This is a genomic window from Pseudomonas putida (assembly GCF_001636055.1).
Classification (GTDB): domain Bacteria; phylum Pseudomonadota; class Gammaproteobacteria; order Pseudomonadales; family Pseudomonadaceae; genus Aquipseudomonas; species Aquipseudomonas machongensis.
This window is the reverse complement of record NZ_CP011789.1, coordinates 2878062-2901120: the sequence shown is the minus strand read 5'-3', so window position 1 is coordinate 2901120 and position 23059 is coordinate 2878062. Positions and strand designations below refer to the sequence as shown.

The 23059-nt window shown below is 64.5% G+C and carries 21 protein-coding genes and 1 pseudogene; 15 read left to right on the top strand and 7 right to left on the bottom strand.

Annotation, left to right across the window (positions count from 1 at the left end):
• Positions 1–164 precede the first annotated feature (164 nt).
• The 4 genes from AB688_RS12825 to AB688_RS12810 all read left to right on the top strand — a co-directional run bounded on the left by AB688_RS12825 (position 165) and on the right by AB688_RS12810 (position 7520).
• Positions 165–3902 carry a leucine-rich repeat domain-containing protein gene (locus AB688_RS12825; protein ID WP_063544496.1) on the top strand — a complete coding sequence of 1246 codons (3738 nt, stop codon included), beginning with the start codon at positions 165–167 and terminating at the stop codon, positions 3900–3902.
• Between the two features lie 151 nt (positions 3903–4053).
• Positions 4054–5673: an NADP-dependent glyceraldehyde-3-phosphate dehydrogenase gene (locus AB688_RS12820; RefSeq protein WP_063544494.1), complete on the top strand. Its 1620-nt coding sequence runs from the start codon at positions 4054–4056 to the stop codon at positions 5671–5673.
• Between the two features lie 100 nt (positions 5674–5773).
• Positions 5774–6241, top strand: coding sequence for a VOC family protein (locus AB688_RS12815; protein WP_063544492.1), 468 nt, complete (start codon positions 5774–5776; stop codon positions 6239–6241).
• A gap of 91 nt (positions 6242–6332) precedes the next feature.
• Entirely contained in the window at positions 6333–7520 is a 1188-nt protein-coding gene (locus AB688_RS12810; RefSeq protein ID WP_063544490.1) for a hypothetical protein, read from the top strand.
• A 47-nt stretch (positions 7521–7567) separates the two neighbouring features.
• Here AB688_RS12810 and yiaY read toward each other — a convergent pair whose 3' ends face one another.
• From yiaY to AB688_RS12795, 3 genes are all read right to left on the bottom strand, one after another.
• Positions 7568–8716 (bottom strand): L-threonine dehydrogenase, encoded by a 1149-nt coding sequence (gene yiaY / locus AB688_RS12805; RefSeq protein ID WP_063544488.1) that lies wholly within the window; start codon positions 8714–8716, stop codon positions 7568–7570.
• Positions 8717–8851: 135 nt separating this feature from the next.
• Positions 8852–10414, bottom strand: coding sequence for a threonine ammonia-lyase, biosynthetic (gene ilvA, locus AB688_RS12800; protein ID WP_063544486.1), 1563 nt, complete (start codon positions 10412–10414; stop codon positions 8852–8854).
• Between the two features lie 195 nt (positions 10415–10609).
• Positions 10610–11044 (bottom strand): PACE efflux transporter, encoded by a 435-nt coding sequence (locus AB688_RS12795; RefSeq protein WP_054893942.1) that lies wholly within the window; start codon positions 11042–11044, stop codon positions 10610–10612.
• 150 nt (positions 11045–11194) lie between these two features.
• Here AB688_RS12795 and AB688_RS12790 point away from each other — a divergent pair, with 150 nt between their 5' ends.
• Complete coding sequence (locus AB688_RS12790; protein WP_063544484.1) at positions 11195–12385, top strand: MFS transporter; 1191 nt, start codon at positions 11195–11197, stop codon at positions 12383–12385.
• Here the strand turns inward: AB688_RS12790 and AB688_RS12785 are convergent.
• Both AB688_RS12785 and AB688_RS12780 read right to left on the bottom strand, forming a co-directional pair.
• On the bottom strand, positions 12335–13390 hold the full coding sequence (locus tag AB688_RS12785; protein WP_063544482.1) for an alpha/beta hydrolase family protein: 1056 nt from the start codon (positions 13388–13390) through the stop codon (positions 12335–12337). The genes AB688_RS12790 and AB688_RS12785 overlap by 51 nt on opposite strands.
• Positions 13391–13520: 130 nt before the next feature.
• The gene (locus tag AB688_RS12780) at positions 13521–14132 is read right to left on the bottom strand and encodes an FMN-dependent NADH-azoreductase (protein WP_054893939.1); all 612 of its coding nucleotides are present in this window, start codon (positions 14130–14132) and stop codon (positions 13521–13523) included.
• Between the two features lie 133 nt (positions 14133–14265).
• Here AB688_RS12780 and AB688_RS12775 point away from each other — a divergent pair, with 133 nt between their 5' ends.
• Positions 14266–15168 (top strand): LysR substrate-binding domain-containing protein, encoded by a 903-nt coding sequence (locus AB688_RS12775; RefSeq protein WP_063544480.1) that lies wholly within the window; start codon positions 14266–14268, stop codon positions 15166–15168.
• Entirely contained in the window at positions 15161–15523 is a 363-nt protein-coding gene (locus AB688_RS12770; protein ID WP_063544478.1) for an MmcQ/YjbR family DNA-binding protein, read from the top strand. The genes AB688_RS12775 and AB688_RS12770 overlap by 8 nt, the downstream gene beginning before the upstream one ends.
• 18 nt (positions 15524–15541) lie before the next feature.
• Here the strand turns inward: AB688_RS12770 and AB688_RS12765 are convergent, their stop codons facing one another.
• Both AB688_RS12765 and AB688_RS12760 read right to left on the bottom strand, forming a co-directional pair.
• On the bottom strand, positions 15542–15976 hold the full coding sequence (locus AB688_RS12765) for a DUF1294 domain-containing protein (RefSeq protein ID WP_054893936.1): 435 nt from the start codon (positions 15974–15976) through the stop codon (positions 15542–15544).
• Positions 15976–16806 (bottom strand): undecaprenyl-diphosphate phosphatase, encoded by an 831-nt coding sequence (locus AB688_RS12760; RefSeq protein WP_054893935.1) that lies wholly within the window; start codon positions 16804–16806, stop codon positions 15976–15978. Before AB688_RS12760 ends, AB688_RS12765 begins: the two co-directional genes overlap by 1 nt.
• A gap of 201 nt (positions 16807–17007) precedes the next feature.
• Between AB688_RS12760 and AB688_RS27515 the strand changes: the two are divergent.
• The 8 genes and pseudogenes from AB688_RS27515 to AB688_RS12725 form a co-directional block, all read left to right on the top strand.
• Positions 17008–17829: pseudogene (locus AB688_RS27515) on the top strand (cache domain-containing protein); the annotation flags it as partial.
• Between the two features lie 186 nt (positions 17830–18015).
• Entirely contained in the window at positions 18016–18750 is a 735-nt protein-coding gene (locus AB688_RS27510) for a methyl-accepting chemotaxis protein (protein WP_370671098.1), read from the top strand.
• 95 nt (positions 18751–18845) lie between these two features.
• Complete coding sequence (gene pnuC / locus AB688_RS12750; protein ID WP_054893933.1) at positions 18846–19412, top strand: nicotinamide riboside transporter PnuC; 567 nt, start codon at positions 18846–18848, stop codon at positions 19410–19412.
• A complete protein-coding gene (locus AB688_RS12745) occupies positions 19409–19930 on the top strand; it encodes an AAA family ATPase (protein WP_063544476.1) in 522 nt (173 codons plus the stop codon). Before pnuC ends, AB688_RS12745 begins: the two co-directional genes overlap by 4 nt.
• A gap of 331 nt (positions 19931–20261) precedes the next feature.
• Positions 20262–20714 carry a hypothetical protein gene (locus AB688_RS12740; protein WP_063544474.1) on the top strand — a complete coding sequence of 151 codons (453 nt, stop codon included), beginning with the start codon at positions 20262–20264 and terminating at the stop codon, positions 20712–20714.
• A gap of 2 nt (positions 20715–20716) precedes the next feature.
• Positions 20717–21298 carry a hypothetical protein gene (locus AB688_RS12735; RefSeq protein WP_063546709.1) on the top strand — a complete coding sequence of 194 codons (582 nt, stop codon included), beginning with the start codon at positions 20717–20719 and terminating at the stop codon, positions 21296–21298.
• A 51-nt stretch (positions 21299–21349) separates the two neighbouring features.
• A complete protein-coding gene (locus tag AB688_RS12730) occupies positions 21350–22315 on the top strand; it encodes a hypothetical protein (RefSeq protein WP_054893930.1) in 966 nt (321 codons plus the stop codon).
• 60 nt (positions 22316–22375) lie between these two features.
• On the top strand, positions 22376–23056 hold the full coding sequence (locus AB688_RS12725) for a C39 family peptidase (RefSeq protein ID WP_054893929.1): 681 nt from the start codon (positions 22376–22378) through the stop codon (positions 23054–23056).
• Positions 23057–23059 lie beyond the last annotated feature (3 nt).

The window sequence follows — 23059 nt, the reverse complement described above, 5'->3', positions numbered from 1 at the left end:
CACCACGGTCTGCATCTATCTACCACCCGAATCAGCCATCGATGGCGCCTGCTGTTGCGTTCCACAACAGGAGCGACAGCCATGCCTTCAACTCTCCCCTCCACCCACCAGCACCTCATCACCCAGCGCTTGCCTTCATGGGCGTCGAGACTCAGTGAAGAACAATGGCAAACCCTGCGCGCCAGCGCGCTGCCTCTGCAGGGCCTGCCAGGGCAACACGCCGACGACTTCGAAAACGCCTTGCCCGGACGCTCAAGGGCCTCCAGCAGATCGACGAATTCGCCGAGCCACTGCTCGCCGCGCAATTGAAAGCCGAGCACGGGTTCCAGGCCCCGCTGCGCACAGCGGAGCTGATCCATGTGCATGACCGTTACACCCATGAGGTCTACGTGAGCACCTACGAGCGTCGCACCTTGCTTGAGGCTGCCCTGCACAACTTCGCCGATGGCATCAGTTTCAACATCAAGAGCGCACTGGCCCTGAAGGGTGATACCGAGATCACCGACATCACGGTGACCGGCACCACCACCCTCGGTGACAGCGAAACCCGAGTGCCCTACCCCCTGGCCTCCAAAGCCTTCAGCATCAAAGCATTGCCGCTTTCACCCGAAGCCTTCGCCAGCACCTGCCGCAATCTCGACCTGGGCCAGCGCTACCAGGAACACCTGCAAGCCAGGTTCAGCCAGACCGGTGTCCGCCCTGCCGCGATCAGGCTCTACCAGAGCAACCTGCAACTGGCGGTAGACCTGGCGCGGCTGCAGCATCGGATCGGCGGCGACGCACGGGATTGCATCCAGCAGCTGCTCGATGACGGATCGGCCCTGCCTTGCCAACGGTTGCAACTGTTCGGCGTGACGCTGCACGAGGCCCTGCTGATCGACGCCGGTGACGTCGGTCGACTGCTGTATCTCCCAGGTCAGGAAGCCGCCGTCCGTGTCTTCAGCAGTGATCAGGCGCTGGTGGTGCAATTGCAGACCGACCTTTGCGACCCCGCCTTTCGCAAACACTGCCTGGCGCTGATCGCCAGCGAAGAACGCCTGCAGTTCCTCGATCGTGCCCGGCAGAACCTCAGCAGCGATGCGCACGCAGGCTATGAGCAGACCTGGACACCGCCTGATGGCGCCGATCTGCACCTGGAGCGGCACGATATCGAAGGGCCGCTGTTCGACTTCCTGTACACCGACCATCTCGCCTGGCTCAAGGCCGAGGCAATGCTGTTCGCCGTGCCCACGGCCCAAGCCGACGAACAGGCGCGCAAGAAGCGCCTGCAGATGTGGGAGAGCCTGGGCTTGAATGCCCTGATGACCATCGGCATGTTCATCCCCGCAGTGGGTGTACTGATGGTCGCGGTAACGGCCTGCCAATTGCTGCATGAAGTCTACGAAGGCTACGAGGCCTGGGAGGTCGGTGATCGCGACGAGGCGTTCCAGCACCTGAAAGTGGTAGGCCTCAACCTGGCAGTGATCGCCGGGCTGTATGTCGGCGGACAGGTAGTACGCACGCTTACCCGCACACCGTTGCTCGAGAGCCTCGATCCGATCACCCGCACCGATGGCAGCCAACGCCTCTGGCGCGGCGACCTGACGCCCTACCGTGTCCAGGCCTCCGAGGCCACGCCGGAGTCCTTGCACATGGACGGCCACCGATATCTGCGGCGCTTCGACGCACAGCTGCAGCGCTGGCGACTCGTTCATCCTGATGATCCTGAGGCCTACCAACCGCTGCTGGAGCACAATGACGAAGGCGCCTGGCGCGCCGAGCACGAACAACCACGCGACTGGTCACTGGCGACACTGGTGAGGCGCCTGGACAGCCGCCTTGAAACCTTCACCCCGGCGCAACTGGAGCAGGCAGCACGCATCAGCGGCATGGACGAAGCACAACTGCGCCAGGTACACCTGACCCACGCCAAGACCCCACCGCTGCTGGCCGACACCTTGGCACGCCTGCGCGTGCAACGTCAGATCGCGCAAAACTATCCGACAGCGAGCGCCGCCGAGCGTGACAGGCTGTTCGCCGAAAGCTACGAGGCCAGTGTGCCGGCCCATGTCGACGAAGCGCGGATGCTGCAGGACTACCCCAGACTCGGTGCGCCATTGTGCAGGCGCCTGCTCGGCTCGATGACCACGACCGAACAAGCGGCCTGGAGCACAGGTCAGGTCCTCCCCGCACGCCTGGCCAGACTTGCGCAGGGCCTTGAGGCGCAGTTGCCAGTTGTCCGCGGCCTCGAAGGCCTGTACCTGCCCGAGCTGGCCAGCGCGCACAGCGAACGCCTTGCGCTCAAAGCCATGACCGCGCTGAAAGGCTGGCCACAGGATGTGCGCATCGAGCTGCGCGCAGACAGCCCCCATGGGCCTACCCTTGCCGTAGCTGGCAGCCGCTACGCTACGCGCATGCGGGTCATCACCAAGTCTGCTCAGGGGTACGAGCCCTATCTGGGCGAGCGGCCCGCCCCCACACCCGCCACTGCCGATCTGTGCCAGGCTGCGGTGAAAATACTGTCAGCCAATGAGCGTGCGGCGCTGGCGCTTGAGGCCAGCACCGGTGACAGCCTGCGAGCGCGCCTGACAGCCCTGGTCGACGCCGACCGCCAGGCCTGGGCCCGGCAACTGCGCCCATTCGGCGACTTCGCCTGGTTAAGGCAACAGGGGCTTCGTGGAGGAACGCCGATGGATCCGAACCCTGCACCCGGGATCGAGCCTGAGCCGGCAGTCGTCCCTGCGCCACCTCCCGAACCGATCGACCGGGCGCTTTACCGCCAGGTGCAGCAGATCTACCCCGCCATGAACGACGAAGGCGTCGAAGCCTTCTTTGCCGCGAGTCGCGAGCAAGGAGTGAGCCCGGATCAGGCCGTGGCGTCCCTGAACGCGCAGTATCAAGTAGTGACGGCCAACTTCGCTGCCTGGGCCGAGGGCTCACCTGCCCGAACCCAGGCCATGACGCGACTGCTGAACAGCTGGCGCGGCATGAGTCGACAAGCGCTGGGCGAACAGTGGCTGTTTTCACTGGAGCTGGCCGACCTCGATCTCACCGACGCCGACCTCGCCAGCCTGGAACTACCCCACCACTTCCCGCATGTCCAGCTTCTTGACCTGGCCCGCAACCCGCAAATCAGCACCCTTCCCGCTTCGTTGCTCGAACGCCTGCCCAATCTGCACACGCTGAGCCTGGAAGCGTGCTCGCTGCAACACTTTCCGCAACTGCGCAACCCGCAAACGCTACGCCTGCTGGATCTGGAGGAAAACAACCTGATCTGGAACGAACAGGCACAACAAAGGCTGAACCAGATGGTCAACCTCAGGACCCTGGACCTCACCAACAATCCGCTGCAGACAAGCCCTGCTCTGGAAGCCCTGCCCAACCTGGAATCGCTGCTGCTCGGCAATTGCGAATTGAGCGAAATGCCCGCTGGCCTGGCGAACATGCGCAACCCGCACATCGTCAATCTGGGCGAAAACCGTTTCACCGAACTGCCACAGCCGCAACCTCTGCCGCGTCCGCTCGCTATGGTCATGCGGCTGGAAAGCCAACACATGGACGACGGCATGATTGCGCAGATCAATGCCTACTACGTGCGTTTCGGCGTAGACCTGATGGTCGCCGAGCATGAATACGAAGCCCTGCTGTCCACGGCCAGCGACGAAGACTTCAGCGTCTGGAATCGCCTGCCCCTCCAGTACCGCAGGGACCTGAGGACGCTGATCGAGGATGATCAGTTCAATGCGGCCCCCGAGGCGAACCTCACGGAAATCTGGCGACGCCTTCACCTGATGGATCAAGACGCGGTATTGGGCGAGCAAGCGATTGCCGCGGGGGCCGAGCATTTGCTGGAACTGCCTTTCCCACCGGCGCCCGAAGCCGAGCTCGCCGAGTCGCCTGAGCCGCCGTCACCGGAAGAGTAAACACCGTGGCCACCCGTCGGCGCCTGTCGGGCGCCAACGGCTTGGCGATGGCGAATCATCGCACTTCAACCAGACTGGAATATTTCCGACTGCAGGTGCATGCTCGGCTGAAGCGTTTCACCTGATCAGCTAAAAGTGAGGTGCAGTACCCATGGACCGTCTGCTCGATTCGCTGTTTCCCACCCCAGAAGACATCCCCGAGGCCTGGCGCCTGGGAGAGCCACTGGAGCAACGCGACTATCTGGTGGCAGGGCAGCTCAGGCGCTGGGACGGGCCGCTGACCACGGTGCGCAGCCCCGTGTGGCTCAAGGAGGGCGATCAGGAACGCCAGGTCATCCTCGGCAGCGCGCCGCTGCTCGACGCCGACACCGCCCTCACCGCCCTCGATGCCGCGGTGCAAGCCTACGACAAGGGCCGCGGCGTGTGGCCGAACATGCGTGTGGCCGAACGTATCCAGCATGTCGAAGCCTTCCTGGCGCGCATGCGCGAACAACGCAGCGCCGTGGTCAAGCTGCTGATGTGGGAGATCGGCAAGAACCTCAAGGACTCGGAAAAGGAGTTCGACCGCACCTGCGACTACATCGTCGATACCATCAACGCCCTCAAGGACCTGGACCGCCGCTCCAGCCGCTTCGAGCTGGAACAGGGCACACTCGGCCAGATCCGCCGCGCACCACTGGGCGTGGCGCTGTGCATGGGACCGTACAACTATCCGCTCAACGAGACCTTCACCACGTTGATCCCGGCGCTGATCATGGGCAACACCGTGGTGTTCAAGCCGGCCAAGTTCGGTGTGCTGCTGATCCGTCCGCTGCTCGAAGCCTTCCGCGACAGCTTCCCGCCAGGGGTGATCAACGTCATCTATGGTCGCGGCCGCGAGACGGTCAGCGCGCTGATGGCCAGCGGCAAGGTCGATGTGTTCGCCTTCATCGGCACGCACAAGGCCGCCAGCGACCTGAAAAAGCTCCATCCGCGCCCCCATCGACTGCGGGCGGCGCTGGGCCTGGATGCCAAGAATCCGGGGATCGTGCTGCCCGAGGTGGACCTGGACAACGCCGTCGATGAAGCCTTGACCGGCGCCCTGTCGTTCAACGGCCAGCGTTGCACGGCACTGAAGATCCTGTTCGTGCACGAGGATGTGGTCGAGCCGTTCCTCGAAAAATTCCAGCGCAAGCTTGCGGCACTCAAGCCAGGCATGCCCTGGGAGCCCGGCGTTGCACTGACGCCGCTGCCGGAGCCGGGCAAGGTCGACTACCTCGATGGCCTGGTCGCCGACGCGCAGGCGCACGGCGCGAAGATCCTCAACCCGGGGGGCGGCCAGAGCCGGGGGTCGTTCTTCTACCCCGCCCTGCTGTACCCGGTGGCGCCGTCGATGCGCGTCTATCACGAAGAGCAGTTCGGCCCGCTGGTGCCGGTGGTGCCCTACCGCGACCTGCAGACGGTGATCGACTATGTGCTCGACTCCGACTACGGCCAGCAACTGAGCCTGTTCGGCAACGACCCGCAGACCGTCGGTGCGTTGGTCGACACCTTCGCCAACCAGGTCGGGCGCATCAACCTCAACGCCCAGTGCCAGCGCGGCCCGGACACCTATCCGTTCAACGGCCGCAAGAACAGCGCCGAAGGGACCTTGTCGGTGCATGACGCGCTGCGGGTATTCTCGATCCGTACCCTGGTGGCCACCAAGTTCCAAGAGTCCAACAAGACGCTGATCAGCGAGATCATCCGCAATCGCCAGTCCAGCTTCCTGACCACCGACTACATCTTCTAGCCAGCGGCCGCCTAATCGGAAAACGGCATTTGCGCATTCGTCGAAACTGTACAAATATACAGTTTCGACGAATGACCACCCTCCACAGGAGGTATGCGCAATGCCAGCCAAACCCATCCCCGAAGGCCAGCACAGCATCACGCCCTACCTGGGTATCAAGGATGCCGCCAAGGCCATCGCCTTCTACAAGCAAGCCTTCGGCGCCGTCGAGATGTTTCGCCTCGACGGCCCCGACGGTCGCGTCGGTCATGCCGAGCTGAAAATCGGCGACTCCTCGCTGATGCTCGCCGACCCCTGCGACATGGACGGTGGCCTCACCGCCAGCCAGTCGCTGCCAGGGGCTGCCATCGGCTTGCACCTGTATGTCGAGGACTGCGACAAGGTCTATGCCCAGGCCGTCGCTGCCGGCGCCACGCCACTGCGAGAGGTGCAGGACCAGTTCTACGGTGATCGCAGCGGTACCTTGAAAGACCCCTTCGGCAACCTCTGGTTCGTGTCCACCCACAAGGAAGACCTGAGCCCCGAAGAGATCCACGCCCGCGCAGCCAAGCTGTTCGGCGGCAACTGAACGGGCGACGAGTCGCAAGCCGCACGCTTGAAGTTGAAACCGCCGCGGCTTTGCTTGAAGCTTGAGGCTTGTAGCTCGGAGCTGCTATTGAATGCGAATCATCGAAAAGAACGGCGCGCAGGTGCGCACCCTCACCCCGGCCGAAGAAGAACTGCTGGCCGGGTTTGCCAGTGCCACGCTGGTTGGCCCGCGCCTGCTGCAAGCCAACCAGTGGCTGATGAAGGTGCGCAGCGCCAACCAATGGCTGGCCTGCGATTGCCGCAAGGATGCCCTGCCGGTGCTCAATGTCAGCCTCAACGGCAACACTGGCACCTTGTTCCTGCGCAATAACCCTGACACCCCGGAGCATGCTCCCGGCTGCCCTTTCACCAAGGACGAGCGCGAAGCCATGGAGCGCAGCGAGGACGTACCGCCGCCCGCCGCCTGGCTGCCACCAGACACGCCGCTGCGTCTGCTCGGCGACTTCCACCGCGCCACCACGGGTAACGGAATCGGCGGTGAGGCCGGGGAGCGCCGCGAGCAACAGCGCCTGCTGTCGCTGCTGCTGACCTGGATCGAGGCCAGCGGCCTGAACGTCTACGCCACGCACCTGAAAAAAGACCTGACCGCGCAGTTCGCCGAACTGCGCGGGGTCGCTGGCCGCTATCCGCTGCTCGAGCGGGTCCCGGCGAGCAACTACCTGGAAACGCGCCTGGACATGAAGCACATGATGATGCTCAAGGCGCGCCTGCGTGAATCCAGCGTATTCGGCAACCACCGCCGCCACGGTCTGTTGCTGGACTGCGTCGAGCAGATCAAGGGGCGCAAGCTGCTCAATGCCCGTAGCGAAGACGGTTTCGACTTCCAGGGCCATCACTTGCTCTGGGGTGGCAGCAAGACCGGCGGCCCGCTGCTGGCCTTGGCGCTGTACTCGCCCGCCACTGCCGGCAGCCACTACTACGAACTGATCCATGTCGCCAGCGTACCGGTGCTCTCACGTGCGCACTTGTTCCCGGTATACCGTGACGAGGAGCGCGAACCGCTGAAAGCCTTGGTCTCGCTGATCGACTGGATGGCGGGCAAGGGGGTCAAAGTGCTGATGCGCCGCCCGGTGATCGGCGGCGAGGTGATGGACGAGCTGGTACTGACTTCCGACCAGGACCGCGTGCTGTCGGTGTCGCTGCTGGAAAAGCCGCTCGGCCCGGAGCCCGACACGGAAAACTTCAAGCGCTACGCAGACTTCAAGAGCCCGGAAACCTTCCGCAAGTACGTGGCGGGGTTCTTCATGCGTGAGCGCTGAAGCGCGGCCTTGTGCTGCTTGCCAAGGCCGTCTATTCCTTGAGTCAACTAGAACGCCGCCTCGAAAATCGCTTCGATCTCCCCCTGGCTGGCAGTGCGCGGATTGGTCAGCCCACAGGCATCCTTCAACGCATTGGCCGCCAACACCGGCACATCTTCGCGCTTGGCCCCCAGCTCTGCCAGGCCGGAAGGGATCCCTACCGCCACGGCCAGATGCTCGATCGCCGAAATCGCCGCCCCCGCGCCCTGCTCTGCCGTCAGCCCACACACCTTCACGCCCATGGCCTTGGCCACATCGCGCAGACGCGCAGCGCTGACCTGGGCATTGAAGCGTTGCACATGCGGCAGCAACACCGCGTTGCAGACCCCGTGCGGCAGGTCGTAATAGCCACCGAGCTGATGCGCCATGGCATGTACATAACCCAGCGAAGCATTGTTGAAGGCCATGCCGGCGAGGAACTGGGCGTACGCCATGTTCTCACGGGCTTGCAAGTCCTGGCCGTCGGCGACCGCCTGGCGCAGGTTGTCGTTGATCAGGGTGATGGCCTTGAGTGCACAGGCGTCGGTGATCGGGTTGGCGGCCGTGGAGACATACGCCTCGATAGCGTGGGTCAGCGCATCCATGCCGGTGGCGGCGGTCAGGCCCTTGGGCATGCCGACCATCAGTGCCGGGTCGTTGACCGACAGGATTGGCGTGACATTGCGGTCGACGATGGCCATTTTCACGTGGCGCGATTCGTCGGTGATGATGCAGAAACGGGTCATCTCGCTGGCCGTACCGGCCGTGGTGTTGATGGCGATCAGTGGCAATTGCGGCTTGGCCGAACGGTCCACGCCTTCGTAGTCGCGAATATGCCCGCCGTTGGTTGCGCACAGGGCGATGCCCTTGGCGCAGTCATGGGGCGAGCCGCCACCGAGCGAGATCACACAATCGCAGCGTTCGCGCTGCAACAGTGCCAGGCCCGCCTCGACGTTGGCGATGCTCGGGTTGGGCTTGGCGCCGTCGAAGATCGCCGAGTCGATGTCGCGCTCGGCCAGTAGCCCGGCGATACGCTTGGCGACCCCGGCCCTGGACAGGCCTTCGTCAGTCACGATCAACGCCTTGCGCAAGCCGTAGCCGGCAATCGCCGCCATGGCTTCGTCCAGGCAATCGAGGCCCATGATGTTGACGGGTGGAATGAAGAAGGTGCTGCTCATGGCCGAGATCCTCTCAGGTTGTTGTCTGTCTACCCTCGAGGATCTGCCCTAACTGCTGGACGAATGTTGATCCAGGGCAAGCCGCCGTGACTGAACGGTCGACATCGCAGGCAATCCGCGATGAGCGGCACTCGTTTACCCCAGAAACAACCGATACGCCGGATTGTCCGTCTCATCCCAATAGCGATAACCCATGGCCTGCAGCGCCTGGGGCATGAGGGCCTGCTCGTCGGCTGGCACCTCCAGCGCAGCGAATACCCGTGCCTCGGCAGCGCCATGGTTACGGTAGTGGAACAGGCTGATGTTCCAGTTCTGGCCCAGGCGCTCGAGAAAGCCCAGCAACGCACCTGGGCGTTCGGGGAACTCGAAGCGCAGCACCCGCTCGTCGGCGCTCGGCGCAGCATGGCCGCCGACAGTGTGGCGCACATGCAGCTTGGCCAGTTCGTTGTCGGTCAGGTCGAGTACCTCATAGCCCTGCACCCGCAAGCTGTCCAGCAGGCCCTCGCGCGGGTCGTGCTGCGGATGGGTTTGCACGCCAACGAACAGCCGGGCTTCCTTGCCAGGGTGGTAGCGGTAGTTGAACTCGGTCACCTGGCGCTTGCCCAGGGCCTGGCAGAAAGCGCGAAAGCTCCCCGGCCGCTCAGGGATGGTGACCGCGATCACCGCCTCACGCTGCTCACCGAGTTCGGCACGTTCGGCCACATGGCGCAGGCGGTCGAAATTGATGTTGGCCCCGGAGTCGATGGCGACCAGGGTCTGCCCACGGACGGCATCTCGCGCCACGTACTTCTTGATCCCGGCCACGGCCAGCGCGCCGGATGGTTCGGTGATCGAGCGGGTATCGTCGTAGATGTCCTTGATCGCCGCGCACAGCTCATCGCTGCTGACGGTGATCACTTCATCGACGAAATGCCGGCACAACTCGAAGCAATGGGCACCGACCTGGGCCACCGCCACGCCGTCGGCAAAGGTGCCGACCTGCGCCAGTACCACCCGCTCGCCAGCGGCCAGGGCGGCCTGCAGGCAGTTGGAGTCCTCGGGCTCGACACCGATCACCTTGACCTGCGGACGCAAGTACTTCACGTAGGCGGCGATCCCCGCGATCAAGCCTCCGCCACCGACCGGGACGAAGATCGCATCCAGGGCGCCCGGGTGCTGGCGCAGGATCTCCATGGCCACGGTGCCCTGCCCGGCGATCACGTCGGGATCGTCGAACGGCGGCACGAACGTCGCTCCCTGGCGGTCGGCCAGTTGCAGCGCATGGGCCAAGGCATGGGGGAAGCTTTCGCCATGCAGCACCACGTTGCCGCCGCGCGAGCGCACACCGGCGATCTTCAGTTCAGGGGTGGTGGTGGGCATGACGATGGTCGCCGTCATGCCCAGGTGCGCTGCGGCCAGCGCCACGCCCTGGGCATGGTTGCCGGCGGAAGCGGTGATCACGCCACGCTCGCGCTGGACCTGGGACAGGCGCGACAGCCGGGTATAGGCACCGCGGATCTTGAACGAGAAGGTCGGTTGCAGGTCTTCGCGCTTGAGCAACACCTGGTTGCCGAGGCTGGTGGACAGCGCCGGGGCCGCCTGCAGCGGGGTTTCGATGGCCAGGTCGTACACGGGCGCTGCAAGAATGCGCCGCACCTGCTCCGACAGCAGCTGCTGGGGCGTGACGGGGGAACGGGGGCTGACGCTCAGATTGCTCATCGATGACTCCTGGGGTTTGCAGATGCCCAGGAGTCGAGAAGAAAAAACCCGCCTCCAGGGCGGGTTTCGGTGCCAGTGCGCGCTAGCCCGCCAATCCGATAATGGCGGTAATAATAATCAGGCCGAAGGTGCGCACAGGCGAGTAGGTATTCATGGTGTAGGAACTTATCCCGCCAAACCGTAGGAAGTCAACATTCAGCAGCGCGCCTGTTGCTGTGCCGACAGCGGCACGTCGAAGACCTTGTCAAAGCCCCACTGGAAGACGAAGGCATAGACGAAGAAGAACACGAACAGGGCCAGGTTGGTGAGCAACGCGCTCCACAGGCTGATATCCAGCCAGAACGCCACCAGCGGCAGCAGGATCAGCACCAGCCCACCCTCGAAGCCCAGCGCATGCAGCAAGCGGCGGAACCAGGTACGGGTACGCTGCGCCTGGCGTGCTTCCCAGCGCTCGAAGGCCCAGTTGTAGCCCATGTTCCAGCTCATGGCGATGCCCGACATCAGGATCGAGAGTATCGTCGAATGAGCCATGCCGGCGTCGAACATCAGCGACAGCGCAGGCGCCACGCACGCCACGGCGATGACTTCGTAGAGAATGGCCTGGACGACCTTGCGGGCCTTGCCTTGCATGGAGCACTCCTTGGCGGAAACGGAAGGAGACGGTACGCCGGTTCAGGCACCGGTTCAAGCACAGGAATCGTGTGGGAAAATCGTTAGGCTGCTTTCTTTTATCCCTCCAGCCAGCCATGATTGCTGCACCGCCCGCCCGCGAACACCGCCATGACCGCCCCAGCCCCAACGCCTGTCAGCACCACCGCCCTGACCCTGCAGATCCTTTCGATCGTCTTCTACACCTTCGTCGCCTTCCTGTGCATCGGCCTGCCCATCGCGGTGCTGCCCGGCCATGTACACGACCAATTGGGCATGGGTGCGGTAATCGCTGGCCTGACCATCGGCTTGCAGTACCTCGCCACCTTGCTCAGCAGGCCCTTCGCCGGTCGCGTGGCCGATAGCCTGGGCGGCAAGCAGGCGATTCGCTACGGGCTGTATGGCATTGCCGGTTGCGGCGTGCTGACCCTGCTGTCGGCCTGGTCCCTCGCCCTGCCCTCGCTGAGCCTGGCGTTGCTGCTGGCCGGGCGTGTGCTGCTGGGGGTCGCCCAAGGCCTGATCGGCGTCGCCACGCTGAGCTGGGGCATCGGCCAGGTCGGTGCCGAACACACCGCGCGGGTGATCTCCTGGAATGGCATCGCCTCCTACGGCGCCATCGCCATCGGCGCGCCCGCCGGGGTGGTGATGGTCGGCCAACTGAGCTTCGTTGCCCTCGGCCCGGCCTTGCTGGTGATGGCGCTGCTGGCCCTGTGGGTGCTGCGCGGCCGCCCGGACGTAGTAGTGGTGCGCGGTGAGCGCCTGCCCTTCTGGTCCGCCTTTGGCCGCGTTGCACCCTGCGGCATGGGGCTGACACTGGCGTCGATCGGCTACGGCACCCTGACCACCTTCGTCACCCTCTACTACCTGGAGCAAGGCTGGGTCGGCGCGGCCTGGTGCCTGAGCGCCTTCGGCCTGTGCTTCATCGTCTCGCGGCTGTTGTTCGTCAACGCGGTCAACCGCTTCGGCGGCTATAACGTGGCGATCGCGTGCATGGCCACCGAAGTGCTGGGGCTGACCCTGCTGTGGCTGGCGCCTGCACCGGGATGGGCTTTGGTTGGGGCGGGGCTCACCGGCTTTGGCTTGTCGCTGGTATATCCGGCGCTGGGCGTAGAGGCGATCAGGCAGGTGCCCAGCGCCAGCCGGGGCGCGGGGCTCGGGGCCTACGCGGTGTTCTTCGACCTGGCATTGGGCCTGGCCGGCCCGGTAATGGGCGCGGTAGCCGTGCACCTGGGGTACGCGTCGATCTTCTGCGTGGCAGCGCTGCTGGCGCTGTCAGGGGTGGGCCTGGTCCTGCTGCTGGCCCGCCGCGCCGACCGCCGCTGAGCGCTCGGCGGGCTCCGGGGCTCCCAGCGCCTGGCTGAAAAACGCCGCAGCCTCGCTCTGCAGGCCCCGGTGCACCTGGCGACGGTCGATGCCGTCGGCATCCTTGCACAACACCGCCATGCGCTGGCGCTGTTCGTCGTCGCAGGGTGCCATGAACACGAAATGCCCAGCGCCAGACAACAGACGGTAGTCGGGCGTGACCGGCAACTTGCGCGCCAGGGCGCTGGCGTTGCGGTCGACTGCAAGCAGCTGGTCCTGGTCGCCGCTGTAGATCAGTGCGGGCACATGCACGCCGGCCAGGGCATGGCGGCCAAACATCAGGCTCAATGGCGCCATCAGCATCACCGCACCGACACGCGGGTCGGACTGCGGGGTCAACTCGCTGCGGTCGGCGATCAACACGCCGTGGGTCTTGCAGGCATCGGCATCCATCGGCCGTTCCAGGCAATAGTTGCGCAGTCGCTCAAGGTCTGGCTGGGCGCCCGACAGGATCAATGCGGTCTCCCCGCCTGCTGAGTAGCCGATCACGCCAACCTTGCCCTGGCTGAGGTAGGGGCTGAGCAGGTGATCCGCACGCGCCGCGGTGATCGCGGCGCTGATCTGCAAGGGGCGGCCGTAGAGGTTGCTGAGCTTGCCCAGCCGACTGTGGTCACGAAGGTTGTCGCCCGGGTGGGTGACGGCCACCACCACGAAGCCCTGGCGGGCCAGCGAGGTCGCCAGGTCGTGCAACGCCACCGGGGTGCCGGTATTGCCATGGGAGACCACCAGCAGCGGGAACTGGCCCATGGCGACCGGCGCCTCTTCGGCCACCCGCAGGGTGTAGCCTTCGATGCGCGTAGGCCGCGCCGGGCTGCTGCTGGGATAGAACACCAGGGCCTGCATGGGCTGGGCGTCCACCGGGTCGGCAAGCGTGAGGCGATGCAGGCCGGCCGCCCAGGGTGAAGCCTCGGCACGGGCCAGCAGGCCGCCGAGCAAGAGCAACGTCAACAGGGCACGGGTTTTCATCGCGAGCGTCTCTCCCCTCGAGGCGGACGAGTAGCATAAGCATAGAAGCTACGCGATGGACGACAGATGAAACATCCATGAAAAAGCCGGCTGTCGCACAAGGCGACAGCCGGCTTTTTCGGGGTTCGGATCAGGCTGCGGCGAACAGCTCGTTGGCAATCTGCGCCTGGGCAGCGTCGATGGCCTTGCTGCGATGCTCAGGGCCATACGCCAGGCCGTGGGCGCGGACGATTTCCAGGTCGGTGATGCCGATGAAGCCCAGGAACACCTTGAGGAAGTCTTCATGGCCGACACCGCTTGGCTGGCCCTGGTGCAGGCCACCGGCAGTGGACACCAGCACGACTTTCTTGTCGCCGCACAGGCCTTCCGGGCCCGCTTCGGTGTAGCGGAAGGTCTGACCGGCGACGGCGACGCGATCGATCCAGGCCTTAAGCTGGGTGGGCACGGTGAAGTTGTACATCGGAGCACCGATCACCACGGCGTCGGCGGCGAGGAATTCGGCCAGGGTTTCGGCACTCAGGCGGGCTTCGTGGGCCAGGGCGGCGTCACGGGCTTCTTCGGGGGTGCCGGCGGCAACCAGGGTCGCGGCCGAGAAGTGGCTGATGGCATCGGCAGCGAGGTCGCGGTAGATGACTTCGACGCTAGGATCGGCGGCCTTCCAGGCATCGACCACTTCGCGGCTCAACTGGCGGGAGGCGGAATTGTCGCCCAGGATGCTCGAATCGATGTGCAACAGTTTCATGGGACTCTCCTGTGAATGAAGACCGCGGCGGTGGGCGATCACGATGGAGAGAATCCTACACAGGCGACGAATAGCTGATTAGTCGGCAAAAATGCGTTAGTTTGTTCCACTGATGGAACGGTGAGATATCCATATGCAAGACCTCAACGACCTCTTCTACTTCGCCCGAGTGGTCGAGGCCGGTGGCTTCGCCGCCGCCGGGCGCCAGTTGGGCATCCCCAAGTCGCGCCTGTCGCGGCGTATCGCGGAACTCGAGGAGCGCCTGGGCACGCGCCTGCTGCAGCGCACGACCCGGCAACTGAAGCTGACCGCCGTCGGTGAACGTTACCTGCACCACTGCCAGGCCATGCTGCTGGAGGCCGAGATGGCCGACGAAGCCGTCGCCAGCATGACCAGCGAGCCGCGTGGACGCCTGCGGGTATCTAGCCCGGTAGCCCTGGCACATGCCTTTTTACCCGACATCATCAGCCGCTTTCTCGCCCAGTACCCGCTGGTCCAACTGGAGATGGTGCTGCTCAATCGCCGTGTCGACCTGATCGCCGAAGGTATCGATGTGGCGCTGCGGGTGCGCGACCTGGGGGACGAGGACCCGGCCCTGGCCACCCGCCGCCTGCGCCAGGCGCAGATGTACCTGGTGGCAGCACCTGGATTCGCCGACGGGCTCGAGCACCCGTCGCAATTGGTGGGGCTGCCGGTGCTGGGAGCGGCGGATGCCGATCGCCTGGTGCACTTTCGCCTCATCGGGCCTGGCGGTGAGGAGCAGGAGGTCGCCCTGGAACCGCGCCTGACCATCGATGACTTCGTTGTGCGCAAGGCCTCGGCCCGCGCAGGCCTGGGCTTTACCGCCCTGCCAAGCAACTATTGCGAAGAAGAACTGGAACGCGGCGAACTGGTGCACCTGCTGCCGGAATGGTCACTGCCAGGGGGTTACCTGCAGGCAGTGTATCCGCACCGACGTGGTGTGTTGCCTGCAGTGCGGGTATGGATCGACCACCTGGCGGCCTCGTTCGAGGCCTGTGGAGAGCGTTATGTCTGAACGACGCATGAGCCCCGAGCAGGTGGCAGCGTTCTGCCTGAGCCTGCCCGGTGCGCGGGAGGATTACAAATGGGGCGGAATCCGGGTGTTCTCGGTGGCCGGTAACAAGATGTTCGCCGTGCTTGACCTGCCGGGAGCAGGCTTGATGTTCAAGGTCGCCGACGAGCTGTTTCTCGGTTATTGCGACCGTCCCCGCGTACGGCCGGCGCCTTATCTGGCGAGGGCGCGCTGGATCAGCATGCTGCCTCCCTACCCCATGGGTCGGGAGGAACTGACCGATCTGCTGCAGCGCTCGCACCAACTGGTGGTGCGACGCTTACCCAAGCGCTTGCAGGTGGGCTTGTTGGCGGATTGAGGATTGCGCGGCGCTCGCTCAGCCCATCAACCCCAGCCAGCGCCCACCCAGCACCAGCCGATCCAGCCAGAACACCTGGTGCAACGCGACGATTGCCCAGAACACCATCTGGTACGACAGCTTGCGGGTCTTGTGCCGGAACAGTTGCTGCGCCAGCAAGGCACCCGGCCAACCACCGAGCAACTCGCTGGCGTGGAGGATTTTCTCGGGCGTACGCCAGGCCTGGGTGCGGGCCTGCCGCTTGTCCTGCCAGTACAACAACAGGCAGATCAGGCTGGCCGCCGGATACAGCGCCAGGGGCAGCCAGGACTGGCCGCTCCAGGCCATCTGCGCCACCCCCACGCCCGGTAGCAGGCACAAGACCAGCAGCACCAGCAACTTCAGGCGCAGGTTGCGCACGCCCTCGCCTGCCTGGCCAGCGTCGCGCCGCCCGGCACTTTGCCCGCGCGCCATCAGCCGTGCGCCGTGGCCCAGTCAACCCAGCCGAACTGCCAGGTCGCCAGGATCAGCAGGCCGAAGGCAATGCGGTACCAGGCAAAGACCGCGTAGCTGTGGTTGGCGATGAACTTGAGCAACGCACGCACCGCGATCATGGCGAAGATGAACGACACCACGAAGCCGATGGCGAACACCGGCAGGTCGGCCGGCTGGAACAGGTCGCGGTACTTGTAGCCCGAATACACCGCGGCACCGACCATGGTCGGCATCGCCAAGAAGAACGAGAACTCGGTCGCGGCCTTGCGCGACAGGCCGAACAGCAGGCCGCCGATGATGGTCGAGCCCGAACGCGAGGTCCCCGGGATCATCGCCAGGCACTGCACCAGGCCAACCTTCAGGGCATGGGACCAGCGCATGTCGTCGACATGGTCGACCTCGATACGGTGATCGCGGCGCTCGGCCCAGAGCATGATGAAGCCACCCACCACCAACGCCACCGCCACGGTGATCGGGTTGAACAGGTACTCGTGGATCAGGTCGGCGAACAGTACGCCAAGCACTACCGCCGGCAGGAAGGCGATCAGCAGGTTGGCCGTGAAGCGCCGCGCCCTGGGCTGGCTCGACAGGCCGAATACCACTTCGAAAATCTTGCTGCGAAACTCCCACACCACCGCCAGGATCGCGCCCAGCTGAATGATGATGTTGAACGCCATCGCGCGCTCACCGCCAAAATCGATCAGGTCGGCCACGATGATCTGGTGGCCGGTACTGGAAATCGGCAGGAACTCGGTCAAGCCCTCGACGATACCCAGGATGATTGCCTGGAAGGCACTCCAAAAATCCATCAACTCCCCCAATGGACACTGCTCCTGGCAGCACCCTAGTTCTTTTCGATTACAAATATTCACCGCACGCGCGGCGACGCGTGTTTTACAGCCTTCGTTAGTCACAACACCAGCGAAAAAGTGCGCCGCGGCTAAAGGTTTCATCTTGCGCGGCCGAAATCCTATCAGAGGCCCCGCACGAAGGCTTGCGCGGGATGCAACATGGATTGTCGAGCCCGGCACTTAGCCGTTGGTCGACTGGGTTGCCGGCATCCGGTCATGGTTGGATGCTGCTCATATAAAAAGAACAAGACATGGAGTGACCTTTTGATGAAGACCTTGAGATCGATGTCGATCAGCCGTCGTCTGTGGCTGATCCTGCTCGTGGCCGTCGCCATGCTGTTGGTCCTGGGGCTGCTGATGCTGCGCCAGATCCATGGCGACCTGTACCAGGCCAAGGCGCAGAAGACCCAGCACGTGGTCGAGACTGCCGTGGGCGTGCTCGCCTACTACCAGGGGCTGGAGGCCGCCGGCAGCCTTGATCGGCAAAGCGCCCAGCAGCAGGCGCTACAGGTGGTGCGCAGCCTGCGCTACGACAAGGATGACTATTTCTGGATCAACGACCTGCAACCGAAGATGGTCATGCATCCGGTCAACGCCAAGCTCGATGGTCAGGACCTGTCGGCGATCCGCGACCCTGACGGCTTTGCCGTGTTCAACGAGATGGTGACCCTGGCCAAGGCCCAGGGCGCAGGTCCGGTCAACTACCGCTGGCCCAAGCCCGGCGCCAGCGAGCCGGTGGCCAAGACCTCCTATATAGAACTGTTCAAACCCTGGGGCTGGATCATCGGCTCGGGGGTCTACGTCGACGACGTCCAGGACGAATTCGCCCGCCAGGTCCGCGAGGCCTCGCTGGTCGGGCTGGTCATTGCCCTGGTGATGGGGCTGGTGGTGTGGCTGATCGCCCGCAGCATCGCCCGTCCGCTGCACGAGGCGGTGCAGGCCATGGGCAACATCGCCAGTGGCGAGAGCGACCTGACCCGCCGCCTGGACACCCACGGACGCGACGAAATCACCCACCTGGGCGAGTACTTCAACCGCTTCAACGGCAAGCTGCAGGGCGTGGTCGGCCAGTTGCAGGGCACAGCCCATGCCCTGGCCCAGTCTGCCGGGCACGTCGGCGACAACGCCGGCAGCGCCCAGCAGCGCAGTGCCCAGCAATCCTTGCAGATGGACCAGGTGGCCACGGCGGTCAACGAGGTCACCTACGCGGTGCAGGATGTGGCGAAGAACGCCGAGCAGGCGGCCGTGGAAATGCGCGCCGCGCAGCAGCAGGTCGGTCAGGGCCAGCAGGCGATCCATGGCAGCCTGCAGCAGATCGACCGGTTGTCGGCGACCATCGATCAGGCCCAGGGGGTGATCCGCGACCTGGCCGGGCACAGCACCAAGATTGGTGGCGTACTGGAAGTGATCCGCTCGATCGCCGAGCAGACCAACCTGCTGGCCCTCAACGCCGCCATCGAGGCCGCCCGCGCTGGCGAGCAGGGCCGCGGCTTTGCCGTAGTCGCCGACGAGGTACGCCTGCTGGCCCAGCGCACGGCGCAGTCCACTGCCGAGATCCAGACCATGATCGAGCATCTGCAGGGCCAGTCGGATGCCGCCGTCCGGGCCATCGACACCAGTAGCGAAGCATCGCGCCAGACCGTCGAACAGGCCCGCGAAGCCGGCACCAGCCTTGCAGCCATCGAACAGGCACTGCATACCCTGGCAGCGCTGAACACCTCGATCGCCAGCGCCACCCTGCAGCAGTCCCATGTGGTCGAGGAAATCAACCGCAACGTGCTCGACACCGCGGGCCTTTCGCAACAGACCGCCGAGGCGGCGCGCCAATCCAGCGATGCCGGTGTTGCCCTGGCCCGCCTGAGCGAGGAGCTCGAGCAGTTGTTGCGACAATTCAGAGTCTGACCTCCAGGGGGCGCTACGGCGCCCCTTGTTGCAGAGATTCACCTTCCCCTGCCCTCAAGCTACAATCGCGCCCTTTCCCCTCCGAAGGATCGCCGATGTCCGGCCTCGAACTCTTCGCCGCCGCGCTCGGCGTCATCGCCGTCTGGCTCACGGTCAGGCAGAACATCTGGTGCTGGCCGATCGGCCTGGTGATGGTGCTGCTCTACAGCTGGATCTTCTACGACGTGAAGCTGTATTCGGACATGCTCCTGCAAGTGGTCTATGCCGTGCTCAACCTCTATGGCTGGTGGCAATGGACGCGGCCGGACCGCGTCGAGGACGCGCGCCGGGTATCACGCCTGGACACCGCCACGGTGCTGCGCGGACTGGGCTTGGGCCTGCTGGCGAGCGCCGCCCTGGGGGCCGCGATGGCCCACTGGACCGACGCCGCCCAACCCTGGCTGGATGCAGCGCTGACCGGGTTCAGTCTGGTCGCGCAGGTGTGGATGGCACAAAAACGCCTGCAATGCTGGGCGTTGTGGTTCGTGGTCGATGTGATCTTCGTCGGACTGTTCCTGTACAAGGGCTTGTACCTGACCGCCGCGTTGTACGCCCTGTTCACCCTGATCGCCGTGCGCGGTTGGCTGGAGTGGCGGCGCGATCCGGCGCTGGCCGGCGCATGAAGGTCCTGGTCCTGTGCGGCCCTGAATCCAGTGGCAAGAGCTGGCTCAGTGGCGAGATCCAGCACCGTTTCGGTGGCATCACCGTCGGCGAATACGTACGCCATTTCATCGACACCGAGCAGCGCGATACCTGCTACGCCGATATTCCGGTCATCGCCCGCGGGCAACTGGCCTGGGAAGACCATGCGCGGGCAGCCTCGCCTTCGCTGCTGATCCTCGATACCCACCTGCTTAGCAACATGTTGTGGAGTCGCGTGTTGTTCGGCGACTGCCCTGCGTGGATGGAACAAGCGCTGCTGGCCAGGCACTACGACCTGCACCTGCTGCTCAGTCCCGAGGGTGTGGAATGGATTGGCGATGGCCAGCGCTGCCAGCCGCGGCTTGAGGAGCGCCAGGCGTTCTTCGGTGACAGCCTGCACTGGCTACAACAGCATCGCCAGCCACTGCGGGTGATTGACGGGGACTGGCAGCAGCGCCGGGATGACGCGCTGGCGGCGGTGGCCGAGCTCATGGGGTGAGCCCAGCCCGGCCCCTCAGCACGACCGGACTGTTAACTCACTGATACACCCACTCGCCATCAAACCCCTATTGCCGGGGCCTTCCCCACACTTTCGGGGGAACTGTCACAGCGCTGATACACCCCCTCCGCACCCCGCCAGATCGCCCGTGCTTCGGCCCTTGACGGGCGACGACCCGGCACCTTGTATCAACGCTGATACAGCAGAAAACCGGCACTGCCACCCCACTCGCACAACCCACTGATAAATCGGCAAAAAGCAAAACCGGCACGGCTTTCGCTCCCTGTTCTGGCAACGCTCAAGGGCCAGCGCACAGAAAGGGAGCACCGCCGTGGGGAACCAGCACAACACACTGCCTGCACTGCTCGTTCTGGCTTGCCTTGCCGCCACATCGATTGCGCCGCCGGTCTTCGCTGGCGGCAACGGGGTGATCGTCCTCAATCGCGATGTCCAGCCGCGTCAGGCTGATCGCCGAACCGGCACGCCAGACCCCTACCCGACCACCGCCAACACCAACGAGTCGGCACGCATCCAGGCCCAGACCAACAACGAACTGACCGATGGCGACTTCGCCAGCGTCGCCAGCGGCTCGACCGTCAGCCGCATCTTCCAGCCCGACAACTCCGGCAACCTGCGCGGCATGGGCACCGCCCAGTCGCAATTGCCCGGCATGCCCGGCGGTTCCGGTGCCGGGGCGTCCGGCGCCAACAGCATCTCCAACACGGTCAACCAGAACGTTCAGCGCGGCATGGCGCCGCTGCAGATCCTGACCCGGGGCCAATGATCATGCAGACCCTCAATCTCTCTCTGCTGTGCCTGGCCCTGGGCTGCAGCGCCAGCGTCTTCGCCGGCTCCCCTGTGGTCGACAACGCCACCCTCGACGCCAGTGGCCGCGCCTACCAGGGCAACCTCAACATCAACCAGGCCGCGGGTGACGCCCTGCAACAGGCCAACGTGAAAGCCATCGCCATCGGCACCGAAGGCCAGGCCAGCACGCAGATCCGCCAACGCAGCGACTTTCGCGCCAACAGTGCGCTCGACGCCCACGCCAGCATCACTGGCAATGCCTTCAGCAACGGCAACGGCATGCTGGGCATCAACCAATCGGCGGGCGCCGCCACGCAGCAGGCCAACGCGGTGCGCATCAGCATCAGCGCAATTGCACAGAGCATCGACGACAGCATTCTCAGCCAGCAGAACGTCTCGCTGGCCAACAGCTCCGACGCAACTGATCACACACCCGGCAGTCGCCAGGTCACGACCAGTGACCAGGCCTTCACCGGCAGCCGTGGCGTGATCCAGTTGAATCAGAGCGCCGGGGTGGGCAACCGAATGGCCAACACCCTGAGCGTCCGGGTCGCGGATTGACCCGATCAGCAACACAACACTTAACAACGAAAATATAAGCGGAGAAACACCATGAAACCAAAAATGGCACTCAAGCCTCTGGTATTCGCCCTCGCTGCGGTCATGGCAGTTGCTGCACAAGCCGGCGGCCGTGGCAACGACAACCACGGCGGCCACAACAACGGCCATAACAACAACGAAAGCCTGCTGCTGTCCCTGCTGGTGAACGCCGGTTCTGCCGCCACCGTTCTGGACACCCAGAACAACTCCGGCAACCGTGTGCTGAACCAAGGCACCCGCAACGATGCCCGCATGGACAACTCGGCCAACGGTTCCCAAGGCAACCTGGGCGCCAACGTCGCAGCCGGCGACGGCAACCAGCAGGACAACGTTGCCGCGATCGCCACCGCCGATGAGAACTTCATCTTCGGCAGTGCCGTGGCCATGGCTCAAGCCACTCAGACCAACAGTGGCAACACCGTCAAGAACTACTCCACCTCCAACAACGCCAACCTCACCGGTTCGGCCAACGGCAGCTCCGGCAACATCGGTATCAACGTGACCGCCGGGGACTTCAACCAACAGAAAAACAACATGGCCATCGCCGTGTCCGGCGGCCGTGTCGCTGCCGCCACCGGTGCAGCCAACCAGAACGTCGGCGGCCTGAACGTCACCAACAAGGCCGACCGTACCTACAGCAAGGAAACCCTCACCTCCACCTTCGCTGCCTACGGCCACTACCAAGGCAATGGTTATGGCTACGTCGAAGACGAAAGCAGCCGCGATCGCCATGGCAACACCCATGTCGACAAGGACCCGCTGAAGTTCCACGAAGAAGGCACCTTCGGCCTGGCCGGTGTTGCCTCCTATCAGGTCCTGACCCCCACCGGCTGGCGCAACCCTGTGACCAACAACGCCAACCTGAGCAACTCGCTCAATGGCGTGTCGGGCAACGTCGGCGCCAACGTCTCGGCCGGCAGCGGCAACCAGCAGACCAACTCGCTGTCCATCGCCGCAGGTTGCAAAGCCTGCATGTAACAGCAGCCGATCGGGGCCCTTCGGGGCCCCTTTCCCTGTCTCTACCCGGTGGAGAAGGTCATGCGCATTGTCCTGCTTGCCACACTCATGTTCCTGGCCGGTCTCGTAGAAGCGGCACAGATGCCGATTGCCGCCTTGCCAGGCGGCACCCTCGTCTACAAGCCGGTGCAGAGCCTGCGTGAGCGGCGCTTCGCCGACCTTGTGCAACAGAAGACCGATTTCAGCTGCGGCGCCGCCGCCCTGGCCACCGTCCTCAAGCAGGCCTACTGGCTCGACGTGGACGAACACCAGGTCATCGAAGGCATGCTCGCCCATTCCGACCAGGACACCGTCAAGGTGCAAGGTTTCTCCATGCTCGACATGAAGCGCTACGTCGAAAGCATCGGCATGCGCGCCCGGGGCTATCGGGTCGAACCCGACACGCTGGAAAAGGTGAGCATTCCGGTGATCGTGCTGATGGACATCCGTGGCTACAAGCACTTCGTGGTGCTGCAGCGCATCGACAAGGGCTGGGCCTATATCGGCGACCCTGTCCTGGGCCACAAACGCTACAAATTCGACGATTTCCTCAAAGGCTGGAACGGCATCATCTTCGCCGTCATCGGCCCCGGCTACGACAAGGCCAACGCCCTGCTCGACCCGCCGGCACCTCTGACCGCGAAGAACCGCGTCAACGGTTTCTATCCGGTAGAAGACGCGCAACTGATGGAGTTCGGTTTCATCCAGAGCGATTTCTTCTGACGA